The 14,558-nt window shown below is 60.7% G+C and carries 16 protein-coding genes; 3 read left to right on the forward strand and 13 right to left on the reverse strand.

Annotated elements, in window-relative coordinates; all coding sequences use genetic code 11:
• Positions 1-68: 68 nt before the first annotated feature.
• Positions 69-857, reverse strand: coding sequence for an SDR family NAD(P)-dependent oxidoreductase (locus ACYZTS_RS16630; RefSeq protein ID WP_461990539.1), 789 nt, complete (start codon positions 855-857; stop codon positions 69-71).
• Between the two features lie 133 nt (positions 858-990).
• On the opposite strand from ACYZTS_RS16630, the gene ACYZTS_RS16635 reads away from it, so the two are divergent.
• A complete protein-coding gene (locus ACYZTS_RS16635) occupies positions 991-1,875 on the forward strand; it encodes a LysR family transcriptional regulator (protein WP_461990541.1) in 885 nt (294 codons plus the stop codon).
• Positions 1,876-2,032: 157 nt separating this feature from the next.
• Here the strand turns inward: ACYZTS_RS16635 and ACYZTS_RS16640 are convergent, their stop codons facing one another.
• The 6 genes from ACYZTS_RS16640 to ACYZTS_RS16665 form a co-directional block, all read right to left on the reverse strand.
• On the reverse strand, positions 2,033-2,527 hold the full coding sequence (locus ACYZTS_RS16640) for a PaaI family thioesterase (protein ID WP_461990543.1): 495 nt from the start codon (positions 2,525-2,527) through the stop codon (positions 2,033-2,035).
• A gap of 374 nt (positions 2,528-2,901) precedes the next feature.
• On the reverse strand, positions 2,902-3,303 hold the full coding sequence (locus ACYZTS_RS16645) for a heme-binding protein (protein ID WP_461990545.1): 402 nt from the start codon (positions 3,301-3,303) through the stop codon (positions 2,902-2,904).
• Positions 3,300-4,541 (reverse strand): glycolate oxidase subunit GlcF, encoded by a 1,242-nt coding sequence (gene glcF, locus ACYZTS_RS16650; RefSeq protein ID WP_461990547.1) that lies wholly within the window; start codon positions 4,539-4,541, stop codon positions 3,300-3,302. Before glcF ends, ACYZTS_RS16645 begins: the two co-directional genes overlap by 4 nt.
• Positions 4,542-4,544: 3 nt before the next feature.
• Positions 4,545-5,609: a glycolate oxidase subunit GlcE gene (gene glcE, locus ACYZTS_RS16655; RefSeq protein ID WP_461990549.1), complete on the reverse strand. Its 1,065-nt coding sequence runs from the start codon at positions 5,607-5,609 to the stop codon at positions 4,545-4,547.
• Positions 5,609-7,108, reverse strand: a complete 1,500-nt coding sequence (gene glcD, locus ACYZTS_RS16660) for a glycolate oxidase subunit GlcD (protein WP_028624431.1) — start codon at positions 7,106-7,108, stop codon at positions 5,609-5,611. Before glcD ends, glcE begins: the two co-directional genes overlap by 1 nt.
• Positions 7,109-7,290: 182 nt before the next feature.
• The gene (locus ACYZTS_RS16665) at positions 7,291-7,683 is read right to left on the reverse strand and encodes a low affinity iron permease family protein (protein ID WP_028624430.1); all 393 of its coding nucleotides are present in this window, start codon (positions 7,681-7,683) and stop codon (positions 7,291-7,293) included.
• A gap of 228 nt (positions 7,684-7,911) precedes the next feature.
• Between ACYZTS_RS16665 and ACYZTS_RS16670 the strand changes: the two genes are divergently transcribed.
• Complete coding sequence (locus ACYZTS_RS16670) at positions 7,912-8,409, forward strand: YciE/YciF ferroxidase family protein (protein ID WP_461990552.1); 498 nt, start codon at positions 7,912-7,914, stop codon at positions 8,407-8,409.
• Positions 8,410-8,518: 109 nt separating this feature from the next.
• On the opposite strand, the gene ACYZTS_RS16675 is transcribed toward ACYZTS_RS16670, so the two are convergent.
• The 4 genes from ACYZTS_RS16675 to ACYZTS_RS16690 form a co-directional block, all read right to left on the reverse strand.
• Positions 8,519-8,644 carry a hypothetical protein gene (locus ACYZTS_RS16675; RefSeq protein WP_461990554.1) on the reverse strand — a complete coding sequence of 42 codons (126 nt, stop codon included), beginning with the start codon at positions 8,642-8,644 and terminating at the stop codon, positions 8,519-8,521.
• A 130-nt stretch (positions 8,645-8,774) separates the two neighbouring features.
• Positions 8,775-9,392, reverse strand: a complete 618-nt coding sequence (locus ACYZTS_RS16680; RefSeq protein ID WP_461990556.1) for an LbetaH domain-containing protein — start codon at positions 9,390-9,392, stop codon at positions 8,775-8,777.
• Between the two features lie 47 nt (positions 9,393-9,439).
• On the reverse strand, positions 9,440-9,853 hold the full coding sequence (locus ACYZTS_RS16685) for a response regulator (RefSeq protein ID WP_461990558.1): 414 nt from the start codon (positions 9,851-9,853) through the stop codon (positions 9,440-9,442).
• 125 nt (positions 9,854-9,978) lie between these two features.
• Positions 9,979-10,941 carry a DMT family transporter gene (locus ACYZTS_RS16690; RefSeq protein WP_461990560.1) on the reverse strand — a complete coding sequence of 321 codons (963 nt, stop codon included), beginning with the start codon at positions 10,939-10,941 and terminating at the stop codon, positions 9,979-9,981.
• A 99-nt stretch (positions 10,942-11,040) separates the two neighbouring features.
• Here ACYZTS_RS16690 and ACYZTS_RS16695 point away from each other — a divergent pair, with 99 nt between their 5' ends.
• Positions 11,041-11,910 (forward strand): LysR family transcriptional regulator, encoded by an 870-nt coding sequence (locus ACYZTS_RS16695; protein ID WP_461990561.1) that lies wholly within the window; start codon positions 11,041-11,043, stop codon positions 11,908-11,910.
• A 147-nt stretch (positions 11,911-12,057) separates the two neighbouring features.
• On the opposite strand, the gene ACYZTS_RS16700 is transcribed toward ACYZTS_RS16695, so the two are convergent.
• Complete coding sequence (locus tag ACYZTS_RS16700; RefSeq protein ID WP_461990563.1) at positions 12,058-13,623, reverse strand: methyl-accepting chemotaxis protein; 1,566 nt, start codon at positions 13,621-13,623, stop codon at positions 12,058-12,060.
• A gap of 104 nt (positions 13,624-13,727) precedes the next feature.
• Positions 13,728-14,027 carry a hypothetical protein gene (locus tag ACYZTS_RS16705; protein WP_461990565.1) on the reverse strand — a complete coding sequence of 100 codons (300 nt, stop codon included), beginning with the start codon at positions 14,025-14,027 and terminating at the stop codon, positions 13,728-13,730.
• Between the last annotated feature and the right edge of the window lie 531 nt (positions 14,028-14,558).

The raw sequence follows: 14,558 nt of genomic DNA on the forward strand, positions 1-14,558 counted from the left end.
TTTGGTTGCTGACGGCCGTCGTGTTGGATCGGTGACGAACCGCCAGCGCAATGATTGGAATGGTTTATTCAGACGATGCTGTCGATCACGCCGCCATCGACGCGCAGCGCGGCGCCCGTTGTGGCGGACGCCTGTTCCGAGCTGACGTAGATGATCATGTTGGCCACTTCCTCAACGCTGGCTGCACGGCGAATGATCGATGAGCCGCGATGGGCATTGACGAAATCGGCTGCTACCTTCTCCAGACTGTCGCCGGAGCTTTCGACGGCGGGCCGGAGCATTTCAGCGACGCCTTCAGAGAGCGTCGGGCCTGGCAGCACTGAGTTGACTGTCACCCCGGTGCCGGCCAGGCGTTTGGCCAGGCCGCGCGAAATGGCCAGCTGAGCGGTTTTGGTGAAGCCGTAATGGATCATGTCAGCCGGGATGTTCAGCGCCGATTCGGATGAGATAAACACGATCCGACCCCATTTTCGCTCCACCATGCCCTGTGCATAGGCCCGCGAGAGGCGCACGCCGGACATGACATTGTTGTCGAAAAACCGTTGCCATTCGCTGTCCGGTGTCTCGAAGAAATCCTGCGGATTGAAGATGCCCAGGTTGTTGATGACGACGTCGAAGTTGCGATGCTCTGCCACCAGTTTCTGGTAGCCGGACTCGCTGCCCAGATCGCCGGCAAACCCTGTGGCGTTCGCGGCCAGTGCGCCCAGACGTTGCAAGGCATTGTCGACGCTGTCCTGGCTGCGCCCATTGATGACCACATGCGCACCCGCCTGCAGAAAGCCTTTAGCCGTCGCAAAACCGATGCCGCTGGTGGAGCCTGAGACCAGAATTTTCCGGCCGGTAAAGTCGATGTTCATGATGACCTCGCAATTCTGTGGATGAGCGAATCCTGAAGTATTTTCGTCCCATCGATAATCCGGCCGGATTCGAGATGACTTTTCGAGTCTGCCGAATTATCGTCGACGCACGCTCCCTTCGGATCAAATGCTCATGGACACACTCGATGCCTTGCGCCTGTTCGTCAGCATTGCTGAGGCCGGCAACCTGACGGCAGCGGCGCGTCAGGAATCGGTGGCCACCTCGACGGTCACCCTCGCGTTGCAGCAGCTGGAAGAACGGCTGTCAGCGCGCCTGATCGCGCGGTCCACGCGCAAGCTGACCTTCACCCACGAAGGTGAGCAGTTTCTGATTTATGCCCGGCGATTTTTGGCGGAGTGGGAGGGGGCGATCGACGGGATCCGCCAGACCGGGCCATTGAAGGGACCGATCCGCATCACCGCGACCAGCGATTTCGGCCGTGTGCAACTTGTGCCTGCGATTGATCGGTTCATGCAGTTGCACCCGGGTATCCAGGTCACCCTGCATCTGGGCGATGGCGTCATCGACCTGATCGATCACAACCTTGACCTGGCGCTGCGCAATGGGCCGCTGGTGGATTCGAACCTGCGGTCCCGAGCATTGGTGCGCAGCCAGCGGATCATCTGCGCGGCACCCGCCTATTGGGATGCGCATGGCAGACCGGATCATCCCGAGCAGTTGGCGGCGCATAACTGCCTGATACTGCATCGCCCGGGCGTGCCGTTTTCCACCTGGCCCTTCGTCGTTGAAGGCAAGCCGATCGCTGTTCGGGTGTCCGGCAACCGTATCGCCAACGACGGCGGGGTATTGCGCCATTGGGCCGTGCAGGGGCACGGCGTGATGATCAAGAACCGCTGGGAGGTCCGTCACGAAATTGAAGCGGGATTGCTTGAAACGGTCCTTGATGAATTCGTTCCCGCGCACGTCGATCTGTACGCGGTAACCACCGGCCGCACTTCAAGCAGACGCGTCTCGGCGCTAGTGGACTTTCTCGCCGAACAACTGCACGACGACTGATCCACATGCTTCTGTATCCGGAGTGAGCGCGCTCATGTAGCAGCTGCCGAGCCCGCGAGACCGCGTCCGAGGCCGGTGTGAATAAGCTTCTGTAGCAGCTGCCGAGCCTGCGAGGCTGCGTCCGAGGCCGAAGGACTCGCGCTTCGGCCTTCAAGCCTCACTGCCCGTGAGCCGCCGCTGCCAATTGCTCGGTATCCACGCGAACAAACACCGAATCACCCACCGCCGTCAGCACATCGCCCGCGTACACCTCACAAATAACGCGGGTCTTGCGTCCGACTTCACCGTCGACCCTTGCCTTCAGCGTCAAGGGCAAACCCATCGGCGTCGGCTTGATGAACTTGATGCCCAGATTGCCGGTGACGCAGTTGATGCGCGGCAGGCTGGTAGCTTCGCGCTTCTCCGCTCGGTAGTGATAAGCCATCGCCGTCCAGTTGGAGTGACAATCCACCAACATCGCGATCAGCCCGCCGTAGACCAGATCCGGCCAGCCGCAATAGCGAGCGTCCGGCACGTGCTCCGCCATCACATGCACACCGTCCTCGTGCCAGAAACTCTTGATATGCAACCCATCGACATTGCGACTGCCACAGCCATAACAAACGCCCTCCGGCGCGGCACTGTCCTGCAGGGAAGTCTCGGGAGTGGACATGACAAGTTCATCTCTAAAGGAAAAAACCTCAGGATATTAGCGCCGAATCCGAAGACCCGATACATCGGCCAAACGCGAAATGCGCGCACGCCGCCCATTCCCTGTGGGAGCGAGCCTGCTCGCGATGAGGCCGGTACGGACGCCAGATATCTGCGACCGATACACCGCCTTCGCGGGCAAGCCACGCTCCCACAGTTGACCCCGGCCAGGCACGAAATGTAACCGCGCCCTCGATCCCCTGTGGGAGCGAGCCTGCTCGCGATGAGGCCGGTACAGACGCCAGATATCTGCGACCGATACACCGCTATCGCCAGCAGGCTGGCTCCTACAGTTGACTTGGCCAGGCACGAAAACGAAGCACGCCGCCAATCGCCTCACTTAAGGCACTGAGCCCCTGCCTTGGCCACCTGCGCGTCCTGCTCGGCCTTCACCCCCGATACGCCAATTGCGCCGATCACTTGCCCGTCATGAACAATAGGCACACCGCCTTCCAGGGAGGTGAGCAATGGGGCAGAAAGGAAAGCGAAGCGTCCGCCGTTGACCATGTCTTCGTAGCCTTTCGATTCGCGGCGTCCAAGTGCCGAAGTCCGCGCTTTTTCGGTAGCGATATAAGCGGCGCTCGGGGCGCAACCATCGAGGCGCTCCAATGCCAGAGGATGGCCGCCATCGTCAACAACCACGATGGTCACGGCCCACTGATTGTTTTGCGCTTCGCTGCGCGCGGCGGCGAGAATCCGGCTGACTTCAGCCTGGCTCAATATGGCTTTACTGTTCATCGGGTTGCTCCTGTGTCGGGGGATGACAGGGCGTCTTCGACCAGCTCGATCCAATGCCTAACAGGCGTACGGCCGGCGCCATCGAGATGAGACTGACAGCCAATATTGGCGGTGGCGATGACGTCGGGGTGGCCGCTTTCCAGCGCGTTGAGTTTGTTATCGCGCAGTTGCCGCGACAACACCGGTTGCGTGATCGAATACGTTCCCGCCGAGCCGCAACACAAATGGCCGTCAGGCACGACGGTGAGGTTGAAGCCCAGACGAATCAACAGCGCTTCCACCGCACCGCCGAGTTTCTGCGCGTGCTGCAACGTACAAGGGCAGTGGAAGGCCAAACGTTGATCACTGTGAAGTGCAAGCCTTTCCAGCGGTTCTTCACGCAGTACTTCCACAAGGTCGCGGGCCAGCGCGCTGACCTTGTGAGCCTTGTCCGCGTAAGCCGGATCGGCGCGCAGCAAATGTCCGTAATCCTTGATAAACGCCCCGCAGCCACTGGCCGTCTGCACAATCGCTTCGGCCCCGTTTTCAATGCCCGGCCACCACGCATCGATGTTGCGTCGGGCGCGGTCGAGGCCGGCAGCTTGCGCGTCTAGGTGATAATCCACGGCGCCGCAGCAACCGGCTTCACGGGCCGGGATCACGCTGATACCCAGACGATCCAGAACCCGCGCCGTCGCCGCATTGGTATTGGGTGACAGGCTCGGTTGCACACAGCCTTCGAGCATCAACACCTGTCGGGCGTGCTGCATGGTCGGGCGCGGTTTCGCCGAAACAACGTGGCGCGGCAACTTGCCCCGCAGGCCGCCAGGCAACAACGCGCGGAATACCTGGCCGCTGCCGATTAACGCCTTGAACAGACCAGGGTTGGGCACCACGCCGCGCAAGCCTTCGCGCAACAGACGTTGTTCAAGCGGGCGCGCAACCGCTGCATCCACCACCGCCCGGCCAATGTCGAGCAGGTTGTGATAATCAACGCCGGACGGGCAGGTGGTTTCGCAATTGCGGCAGGTCAGGCAGCGGTCCAGATGCAACTGCGTCTTGCGCGTAATCTGATTGCCTTCCAGCACTTGCTTGATCAGATAGATGCGGCCGCGCGGCCCGTCCAGTTCATCGCCGAGCAGCTGATAGGTCGGGCAGGTCGCGTTGCAAAATCCACAATGCACACAAGAGCGCAGGATACTTTCGGCTTCCTCGGCGCGGGGCAGTTGGCGCGACGCTTCGCTCAGGGTTGTCTGCATGGTTCAGAGCTCCGCATACAGGCGTCCGGGGTTGAAAATCTGTTGAGGGTCGAGTTGCTGTTTAAGGCTGCGGTGGTAGCGCATCAACGCCTCGGGCAATGGCTGAAAAGGGCAGTCGCTGAGCCCGTGGCTGTAGCAGGTCACGTGCCCGCCGACCTCATCAACCACCCTGCGAATGAACGCCCCTTCTGCATCCGACTTCAACCAGCGCTGGGCGCCGCCCCAATCGAGCAGTTGCCGGCCTGGCAACGACAGCCGCGCGGTGTTGTTCGGCACGGACAGGCGCCAAAGCGGCTGATCCTCATCAAAGAAACTCAGCCGGTGCTCATTCAGATCAGCCCAGAAACCAGCGTCCAGCCGCTCGCCGCCAAGCCGGTCATGGGCCGCCGATACCGAACCTTCGCCACCTTCAAGACGCAGATGCAGACGCTGACCATCGTGGCAGGCGGCGCTGATCGCCAACGGTTGCTGGCCCCATTCTGCCAGACGCAGCAAGGCGCGGTCGGCGTCCATTTCGAGGCTGATGCTCAGGCATTGGCGCGGTTTCGGCAGCACCTTGAGTGATACCTCGGTGATCACGCCCAGTGAGCCGAAGCTGCCCGCCATCAGGCGTGACAGGTCGTAACCGGCGACGTTTTTCATCACTTCGCCACCGAAGCGCAAGTGCTTGCCGAGCCCGGTGATCACCCGCGTCCCCAGGACGAAATCACGCACCGACCCCGACCATGGCCGACGCGGTCCGGACAAGCCGCTGGCGATCATGCCGCCGACCGTGGCGCCATCACCGAAAGCAGGGGGTTCGCACGGCAACATCTGCTGCGCCTGGTCAAGCGCTTGCGCGAGCTCGGCTAGCGGCGTACCGCAACGGACAGTGATCACCAGCTCGGTCGGGTCGTAGCTGACGATGCCCCGGTGCGAACGTGTGTCGAGCACTTCGCCTGCGGTAATGCGACCCAGAAAAGCCTTGCTGTTGGAGCCTTGGATGCGCAGCGGCGTGGCGTTTTGCAGCGCCTGGTTGACCTGCTCCAGCAGTGCGCCGCTGTCATCGAGATCGTGTTCGCCGGGCATCAGAAGCGCTCCAGTTCGGGGAAGGGCAGCTGACCCATGTGCACGTGCATCGCGCCAAATTCGGCACAGCGGTGCAGCGTCGGGATGTTCTTCCCGGGGTTGAGCAGGCCGCTCGGATCGAACGCGGCTTTGACGGCATGGAACAGCGTCAGTTCATCGCTGTTGAACTGCGCGCACATCTGATTGATTTTCTCGCGACCGACCCCGTGCTCTCCGGTGATGCTGCCGCCGACCTTCACGCACAACTCGAGAATCTTGCCGCCCAGCGCTTCGGCGCGATCGAGTTCGCCGGGCTGATTGGCATCGAAAAGAATCAGTGGATGCATGTTGCCGTCCCCAGCGTGGAAAACGTTGGCCACACGCAGATTGTATTCGGCTGACAACGCCGCAATCGCTTGCAGAACTCCGGGCAAGGCGCGGCGCGGGATGGTGCCGTCCATGCAGTAATAGTCTGGCGAGAGCCGGCCCACTGCGGGAAAGGCATTCTTGCGTCCGGCCCAGAAACGCACGCGCTCGGCCTCGTCTTTGGCGAGCCGCACTTCGGTGGCGCCGGCCTGTTGCAGTACTTCGCGCACGCGGTCGCAATCAGCGTGGACATCGGCTTCGACGCCGTCGAGTTCGCACAGCAGAATGGCTTCGGCCTCGACCGGGTAACCGGCGTGAATAAAATCTTCGGCCGCGCGGATCGCCAGGTTGTCCATCATCTCCAGACCGCCCGGGATGATGCCGGCGGCGATGATGTCGCCGACTGCGCGGCCGGCTTTTTCGACGGAATCGAACGCTGCCAGCAGCACCTTGGCGGTTTGCGGTTTCGGCAACAGTTTGACCGTGACTTCGGTGATCACGCCGAGCATGCCTTCGGAGCCCGTGAACAATGCGAGCAGATCAAACCCGGGAGAGTCCAGGGCCTGGGAGCCCAGGCTCAACTGTTCACCATCGACAGTGAGGACGTCGATTTTGAGCAGGTTGTGCACGGTCAGGCCGTACTTGAGGCAATGCACGCCACCGGCGTTTTCGGCGACGTTCCCGCCAATCGAGCAGGCAATCTGCGAAGACGGGTCCGGCGCGTAATACAAGCCGAACGGTGCGGCGGCCTGCGAGATCGCCAGATTGCGCACCCCCGGCTGAACCCGCGCAGTGCGTGCAGCCGGGTCGATGTGGAGAATATCGTTGAAGCGCGCCATCACCAGCAGCACGCCTTTTTCCAAGGGTAAGGCGCCACCGGACAACCCGGTGCCGGCGCCTCGGGCGATGACCGGCACATGCCTTTCGTGACACAAGCGCAACACGCCTTGCACCTCATCGAGGTGGCGCGGCAACACCACCAGCATCGGCGTGGTGCGATAGGCCGACAAGCCGTCGCATTCGTACGGCCGCAGCTCTTCCGGCTGATGCAGCACGTCCAGGTTGGGCATTCGCTCGTGCATTGCCTGAATCAACGCGGCTCTGTCGACATCCGGCAGCACACCGTCGACGCGTTCGTCGTAGAGGATGTTCATAGGCGGTCACGGCACTCGGTTATTGTTGTTCGAGGTGTGTTTCCGGTATTGCGCACCTATGCATCATTGGCCCGAGGCGGTCAGCTGTCCATGCGTTGTTGCCTGTTGCAACAGGTTTTTTCAGGGGCTCAACCGCGCCCCTGGAAAAACATCAGGCCGATCAGGACGTTATCGTGCTCAGCTCAAGGACGCTGATCATCTGCAGACTCAGTCTCGAAGCGGATCTGCTCGGGATCACCCAGCGAGCTGTAATGCTTGCGCAGTTTGCGCAAGTCCCGGGTGCCCATTTGGTCCAGCGACAAGATCGCGTTCTGCGCTTCATGGGTAGCGCGAATCAGCTCGTCGATTTTCAGATGCAGAATGTCGTTGTCGCGGTTTTGCGTGTTCTGGATCAGGAACACCATCAAAAAGGTGATGATCGTGGTCGAGGTGTTGATGATCAGTTGCCAGGTGTCGTTGTAGTTGAACAACGGACCCGTCACCGCCCAGGCAATGATCAGCACGATGGCAGTCAAAAAGGTCTTCGAACTGCCGGCGCGGTTGGAGAGGGCTTGGCAGAATTTTGAAAATTTCATGAGACGAGCTCTAGCTTGTGGTTTCAGTCTGACCACAGCTCGCCTGTGAAATTCTTTCTTACAAATCTGCCACGGTCCTGGACACTTCATCCGTCCTGCAGAAAAAACTTGGAACAACCGGAACCCAGCCCTGGTCACTCTTCTGGCACGACGGTTTTGACTGCCGTGTGCCCGCGACAACGGGCGCCCTCCGGGCGACGCATCCTTTGACCGACAGGAAGACTGAAAATGGCCAGAAAAACTGTTGAAGACCTTTTTGTTCACGAGCTATCCGACGTTTACAGCGCGGAAAAGCAGATCACCAAAGCGCTGCCTCGCATGGCGAAGGCCGCGACCAATCCGCTGCTGGCTGAAGCGTTCACCTCGCACCTTGAGGAAACCCATGGCCAGATCGAGCGTATTGATCAATTGGTGCAATTGACCGGCCTTAAGCTCAAAAGAATGAAATGCGTGGCCATGGAAGGGTTGGTTGAAGAGTCCAAGGAACTGCTGGAAGAGATCGACAAGGGCGCGGTGCTCGACGCAGCACTGATCGGCGCTGCGCAAAAGGTCGAGCACTATGAGATCGCCAGTTACGGCACGCTGGTTGCGATGGCCAAGCACCTTAAGCTGGATGACGCCGCAGCCTTGCTGGCGGCGACGCTGGCGGAAGAAAAAGGCGCCGATGAAAAGCTGTCGAAAATCGCCGAGCAGGGCGGTAATCAGGCCGCTACGTTAGAAAAATAAGCGTCGCCCCGTGCACATGAACGGTGGCGGTAAAAATCGCCGCCGCCGACTCACCGCACAAAAAAACTGCATCTCTAGCAGGCTGGACGTTTTGAAGCTGGCGCAAACCTCAGTCTGCGGCAGACTTCTCGTCGTTGGGCTGCCCTTTAGCCATTATGTAGCAGGGGTGAAGCTGGCCATTGGGATGCGTGGTGACCACGACTGAGAGCAGTTTCCAGCCTTCACGAATTTTCATGTTGGCGTCATTGGTAGATAGGGCTTCCATAATTTGGTACGCCTCGGACATATGCATGGGGTAACTCGCTTTTCTGGATTCTTCCATTAGGCACGTATCTGCCGCGCAGGTTCAGACGTTACCCCGCAATTCACCGAGCGCCCCACTGATCGACCAGCCCCAGCCGGGGCACAATAGACCGTGGCTCCAGCAGAGCACCCGGCGCCACCACCGCGTTGGCGCCGATCCGCACGCCGTCACCCACCAGTGCTCCGAACTTGCAGACGCCGGTTTCGATAATGCTTTGATTGAACAAAATCGTGATGTTCGCACCCTCGAACTCGTTGCGGTAGTTGGCTATCACGGCGCCGGCCTCGACATTTACGTTCTCGCCCAGCAGCGAATCGCCCACGAAATTGAAGTGCGCCAGCTTGCTGCCGTCCAGCATGAAGCTGCTCTTGAGCTCACAGGCGGGGCCAATGATGCAGTGGCTTCCCAGGTAAGTGCCGCCGCGGAGGTACGCGCCTGATGCAACAAAACAATGCGGGCCAATCACCACTGGCCCTTTGAGGATTGCCCCCGGCTCAACCGTGGCGGTCTCGTGGACCGCGACGTTCCCCTGCAGACGGTAACCGGAGCCGAGTCTCCCGAGGAGCGTCAGCACATGCTGTTCGGCGGCCTGGGTGATATGCCAGGCCTGCGCAGCCTTGTTGGCTAACCCGAGATCCTGCCAACGGGAAACGAATCGGGAAATGTCAGTTTCAGTCAATGCAAAAAACCTCTGGTCGGGCCGTGGAGGAGGTGGGTGACAGGTCGCTAACCGGGCTTGTGTACTGGCTTGTCCGGTTGAAGCAGTTGCGTCACTGCCAGCACCAGATCGTCCAGCGACCACGGTTTGTGCAGGTACAACGTCGAGGCGGGCAGTGTCTGCGGATCCAGCAAATAACCAGAGGTGAGAATGGCGGCGATGTGTGGCCATTGTCCGCGCACCATCTCGATGAATTCCGTCCCTTGTACCTGACCGGGCACGCCGTGATCGGCGATCACCAGACGGCACTGTTCATGCGCATGCAGCAGGTAGGTCAAGGCCTCATCGGCCGTGTCGAAAGCGGTGGCCTTGGCGCCGATTTCCTCAACGATGTCTACCATCAACGAACGCAGTGTCGGATCGTCTTCGACGATGATGATTTCGCCCTTGATCGGCAATATTCCTTCCCAATTTACATTCACTCATTGATTCCTTAGCCAGGCCCGGCGGCCGACGTCACTGAAGTCAGTGTCTGAGTGTATGTGCGATTGGGCAATGTGCTCGATGAAAAAATCATTCGTTTTATGTCCCAGGTCAACGAATGGGTTTATTGCGCCACCTCTCCCGGAGACCGGGCCTTTTCACCGCATTCATTCACCCCGTACTGACGGCTCACACGTTTGTCCGCTGGGTTCATCCCCAGCAGGGGCAAACCCAGCAACGTCAGGCCGATACCGGCCAATGCGCTGATGGGCAGCGGGTCGCCGAACTGCAGCCACGCCCACAGCAGCGTGATCGGCGGCGCCAGAAACAGAGCGCCGCTGATTCGCTGGACGCTGAAGCGTTGCAGGCACAGCCAGTAAAAACCGTAGCCTCCAACCGTAGCGAAGATCACCAGCCACGCGACGCCCGCAGCGAAACCCGCACTGGCCGGTGGCAGCAGCCCACCTTCAAAGTACGCCAGCACGGCGAATACCGGCGTCACGGCACAGACCTGAATGAACAACGCAGTCGACGCTGGCATCGAGACACCGGGGGTGGCTTTCTGGTACAGCGTCGCTGCTGCCAGCGAGAACACCGCCAGCAGGGGCAAAACGTAAACCCACAGATTGGCCGCCGCCCATTCGACGCTGGCGCTGCTCGCCACCAGCATGCCGAGCACACACAGGGCCAGGCCCAGCCATTGCCAGCCACGCGTGCGTTGCCCCGGTACGCAACCGGCCAGCACCACAATCGTCAATGGCAAAAGGTTGGCGATAACTGCAGCCGTGCCAGGTGCAACGCCCAGCTGAATGGCGCCGGCGATCGGGCCGATGTAGCCGCCAATGGCGAACAGTCCCAGCAGACTTTGATGGATGACATCGCGGCGGCGCAGTGCTCGCAATCCCTTCCAGGCAAAGGGCAGCAACACGGCCGCGGCGAGAATGAAACGCCACAGTGAAGCGAGGTAGACGCCGCCCTGATCGGCCGCGTAGCGGTATCCGATAAAACCGGAACTCCAGCTGACGACCATGGCGAGCAGAAGCAGGGCGCTTCCCAGTAGTGAAACTCGAGGTATGGCAACGTTCATCGCGTGGCACCTGACAGTGGGCTTGATTCGATGGTATGAATGAACCGCTGGTGCAATCAAACGATACGATCAGCACGACTGATGCAGGAATCCAGAACCATGTCCGAGACCCTCGAGATTGATCTGCTGCGAACGTTTCACGCCATCGTGCGCTTTGGTCAGTTTCTCGCGGCGTCGCATTTTCTGAACAAAAGTCCTTCGGCGGTGAGCCTGCACGTTCGGCGCCTGGAAGCGCTGGCGGGAGGGCGGCTGCTGGAGCGTGATAACCAGACCGTGACACTGACGCCACTGGGTCGACGCTTCGCGCTGCAAACCGCCGAACTGTTGCAACTGCACGATCGCCTGCTGGCCGGCTTTACCGCGCCGGTGGCCAGTGGGCGGATCAGGCTGGGAATCTCCGAGGAATACGCCGCAGCCGTGCTGGGCTGTACGTTGCCGCACCTGACCGCGGATTTTCCGGGCATCGAACTGGAAGTGGAAACCGGTAACAGTGGGCGCTTGAGCGCACGCCTGGAGCGCGGGCAGCTGGACATGGCGTTGCTGGTCGAGCCGGTTGACGTGGCGGCAGCGGACGCGCGTTGCCTGAAAACCTTCGGGGTTACTGAACCTGTCTGGGTCGCCGCGCACGACTACACGCTGGCCCCGAGCAAACCGGTGCCGTTGGCGTTGCACAGCAAGGGCTGCCCGTATCGCGCAGTGGCGATCGACAACCTGTCGCGGCTGGGTCGACGCTGGCGAACGGTGATCATCAGCGCGGGCGTCACCGCGCTTGACGCCGCCATCGAGGCCGGTCTGGCAATTGGCATTGTCGACCGCGCCCGGGTCGGTGAAGGCATGCGCATGCTGACGCTGGCGGACGGATTTCCCGAATTGCCAATGCATGAATTGCGTCTGATGTCAGCGCCCGGCGAGTTGAGTGGGGCGGCTGAAGTGCTGGTGGGATTGATCGGCCATGATTTTCATCGTTGAGTCGACAATCCCTGTCTTCTTGTAGCAGCTGGCGCAGCCTGCGTCCGGCTGCGAAGCAGTCGCAGAGTTGACGAATTTTACGACTGCTTCGCAGCCGGACGTCCGAACGCGGCCCGAGGCTTCGCCAGCTGCTACACAGGCCAGCGACTACCGGTTGAACCGCTCCACCAGCGAGTACTGGGTTTTTGCGGTCTGCGTCAGTTCGGTGCTCAGCTGGGCCGAGTGCCTGGCCTGTTCAGACGTCTGGTCGGCCAGATGCGCGATGGTGGTGATGTTGCGGCTGATTTCCTCGGCCACCGCCGTTTGCTCTTCGGTCGCGGCGGCGATCTGGGTGGTCATGTCGGTAATGTTTGCGACCGCCGCGCTGATGCCGACCAGGGCTTTATCGGCCTCAAGCACCCAGGCCACGCCTTCCTCTGCCTGACGATGGCCGCTTTCCATGGTTTTCACGGCGTTGCTGGACGACACCTGCAGTTTGGAAATCAGGCCATGAATCTGCGCAGTGGACTCAGTGGTGCGTTGTGCCAGCTGCCGCACTTCATCCGCCACCACCGCAAAGCCGCGACCCATATCACCCGCGCGAGCGGCTTCGATGGCGGCGTTCAGCGCGAGCAGGTTGGTCTGGTCGGCAATGCCTTTGATGACGTCGACCACCGTGCCGATTTCATTGCTGTCCTTGGCCAGTTGCGCCACGGTCAACCCCGTTTCGCCCACCACTACAGAGAGGCGCTGGATCGACTCGCGGGTATCACGCGCGACATCGCGCCCGCGCGCGGTGAGCACATTGGCTTCCTGCGTTGCATCGGCAGTGCGCTGGACGTGGCTGGCGACTTCCTGTGTGGTCGCCGCCATCTGATTGACCGCTGCCGAGACCTGCTCGGTTTCAACACGCTGACGATCAAGTCCACGCGAACTGTCAGCGGCCAGACCGTCGGATTTGCCCGCCAGGCTGGTCAATTGCTCGGCGGTATCCTGCAGGCGCGTGAGGCAGGTCTTGAGGCGCGCGGCCTGACTGACAAACGCCGTTTCCAGACGCGCCTGAGGGCCGCGTTCATCGCTGTACATTTTGCTGAGCAGCGCGTCGCAGGTGGAAGATTCAGCCAACGCCAGCAGTTTGAGCGCGCCTCGATTCTGCCGGCGGGAAATGAACAGACCGATCGGCACCGAAGCGGCAATCGTCAGGAGGGCCGCTTCAGTGGCGCCCAGCCAGATGCCGCCCGCGGTGCCGACCAGACCCATCGCCAGCACCGGCAGCCAGGCGAGCAGGGCGGGTTGCCATTGATCGCTGGCGGGAACGGCGGCCTTGCCCAGACTGATCCGCTTGTAAAGCGCTTCAGCGCGACGGACCTGTTCGGCGGTCGGTTTGACCCGCACCGATTCATAACCGATCACCTGGCTGCCCTCGAAAACAGGCGTGACGTAAGCGTTGACCCAATAGTGATCGCCGGTTTTCGAGCGATTCTTGACGATGCCCATCCACGGCTTGCCCTGCTGCAGCGCGGCCCACATATGGGCGAACACCGCGGGCGGCACGTCGGGGTGGCGGACGATATTCTGCGGCGCGCCGATCAAGTCTTCCCTGAGAAAACCGCTGATCTCGACAAACGCGTCGTTGCAATACGTGATGTTGCCTCGGGCATCCGTGGTCGAGATGAGTTTTTGCTGAGGTCCAAGCGAAACCTCGCGCTGCGTGACGGGCTGGTTGTTTCTCATCTGTGTTGCTCCTTTGCCTAAGCTCAAGACATCGGCCGCACAGAATGAAAGGTTAATAACAATCGCCAAAAGACCGGGTTGTTCGTCGGGTGATAGCAATACTGTCATTTTCGGCACTGTGCCAATACCACTTGGCACGTGTTCGGGGTGCCACCGGAACGCCCGGCATAGCGTACGCAATTATTCATGGATTTTTTGCGGGCCATGTTCAAGGTATCGCCCCAGGCCAGACCACCTTCGCCCACGGTCGGAAGCGCTTTCGCGTAGCAGCTTGATCCGATGGTTGAAGCGGAATAACGAGACTTGGCGGCGTTGCCGGCGCATCCAGCGGTCAGCCCCAGCACCGTCGCGAGCAGGATCAGAGGGACCCATGACGAGCAGTGCGCCGCTGAAAGTCTGGTCATGCCGGTTCCCCTGATTCAGGTCGTCGTGCTCTTTCAGTTTAGACCGTGTTGGGCGAGGTCCGACCGAATGCATCGGCCAGACCCGCTATTGCCGCTTTCGATTTGCCGTATGTACGTAGTCCACCGCCCCGCATTTAACCATCATGCCGGCGTTCACGAAGCACCAGCCGACCATTCCATCCGAGGGGCAGGGCATGCGAGGTTTATCGTGTTTGATCGTTTCTTCTGCGTTGAGCTTTCCGTTAACGGCTCACGACTCAGCGCAAGGCACTACGTAAAACAGGCAAATTTGCACAGAACAACACACTACCTGTAGCAGCTGTCGAGCTTGCTCGGCTGCGTCTGGCGGCGCAGCCGTCGTAGATTCGGACTACCCTCTCTGTCAGGTAAACCGCGTGTTCAAGTTTGATGACGGCTGCGCCGTCGGACGCAGCCGAGCAAGCTCGGTGCGCAGCTGCTTGCCGGTTTTACGTAGCTGCGTCGCGCTGGTGTTGCGCAAGCTGCTGCAGGCAGACGGCTGTCCCGGATCCC

The sequence above is a fragment of the Pseudomonas sp. TMB3-21 genome (assembly GCF_054898145.1).

What these genes read in the sequence shown, in the direction of transcription:
- ACYZTS_RS16630 (WP_461990539.1), bottom strand. Translation starts at nt 857, where the DNA reads ATGAACATCGACTTTACCGGCCGGAAAATTCTGGTCTCAGGCTCCACC.
- ACYZTS_RS16635 (WP_461990541.1), top strand. Translation starts at nt 991, where the DNA reads ATGGACACACTCGATGCCTTGCGCCTGTTCGTCAGCATTGCTGAGGCC.
- ACYZTS_RS16640 (WP_461990543.1), bottom strand. Translation starts at nt 2,527, where the DNA reads ATGTCCACTCCCGAGACTTCCCTGCAGGACAGTGCCGCGCCGGAGGGC.
- ACYZTS_RS16645 (WP_461990545.1), bottom strand. Translation starts at nt 3,303, where the DNA reads ATGAACAGTAAAGCCATATTGAGCCAGGCTGAAGTCAGCCGGATTCTC.
- glcF (WP_461990547.1), bottom strand. Translation starts at nt 4,541, where the DNA reads ATGCAGACAACCCTGAGCGAAGCGTCGCGCCAACTGCCCCGCGCCGAG.
- glcE (WP_461990549.1), bottom strand. Translation starts at nt 5,609, where the DNA reads ATGCCCGGCGAACACGATCTCGATGACAGCGGCGCACTGCTGGAGCAG.
- glcD (WP_028624431.1), bottom strand. Translation starts at nt 7,108, where the DNA reads ATGAACATCCTCTACGACGAACGCGTCGACGGTGTGCTGCCGGATGTC.
- ACYZTS_RS16665 (WP_028624430.1), bottom strand. Translation starts at nt 7,683, where the DNA reads ATGAAATTTTCAAAATTCTGCCAAGCCCTCTCCAACCGCGCCGGCAGT.
- ACYZTS_RS16670 (WP_461990552.1), top strand. Translation starts at nt 7,912, where the DNA reads ATGGCCAGAAAAACTGTTGAAGACCTTTTTGTTCACGAGCTATCCGAC.
- ACYZTS_RS16675 (WP_461990554.1), bottom strand. Translation starts at nt 8,644, where the DNA reads ATGAAAATTCGTGAAGGCTGGAAACTGCTCTCAGTCGTGGTCACCACG.
- ACYZTS_RS16690 (WP_461990560.1), bottom strand. Translation starts at nt 10,941, where the DNA reads ATGAACGTTGCCATACCTCGAGTTTCACTACTGGGAAGCGCCCTGCTT.
- ACYZTS_RS16695 (WP_461990561.1), top strand. Translation starts at nt 11,041, where the DNA reads ATGTCCGAGACCCTCGAGATTGATCTGCTGCGAACGTTTCACGCCATC.
- ACYZTS_RS16700 (WP_461990563.1), bottom strand. Translation starts at nt 13,623, where the DNA reads ATGAGAAACAACCAGCCCGTCACGCAGCGCGAGGTTTCGCTTGGACCT.
- ACYZTS_RS16705 (WP_461990565.1), bottom strand. Translation starts at nt 14,027, where the DNA reads ATGACCAGACTTTCAGCGGCGCACTGCTCGTCATGGGTCCCTCTGATC.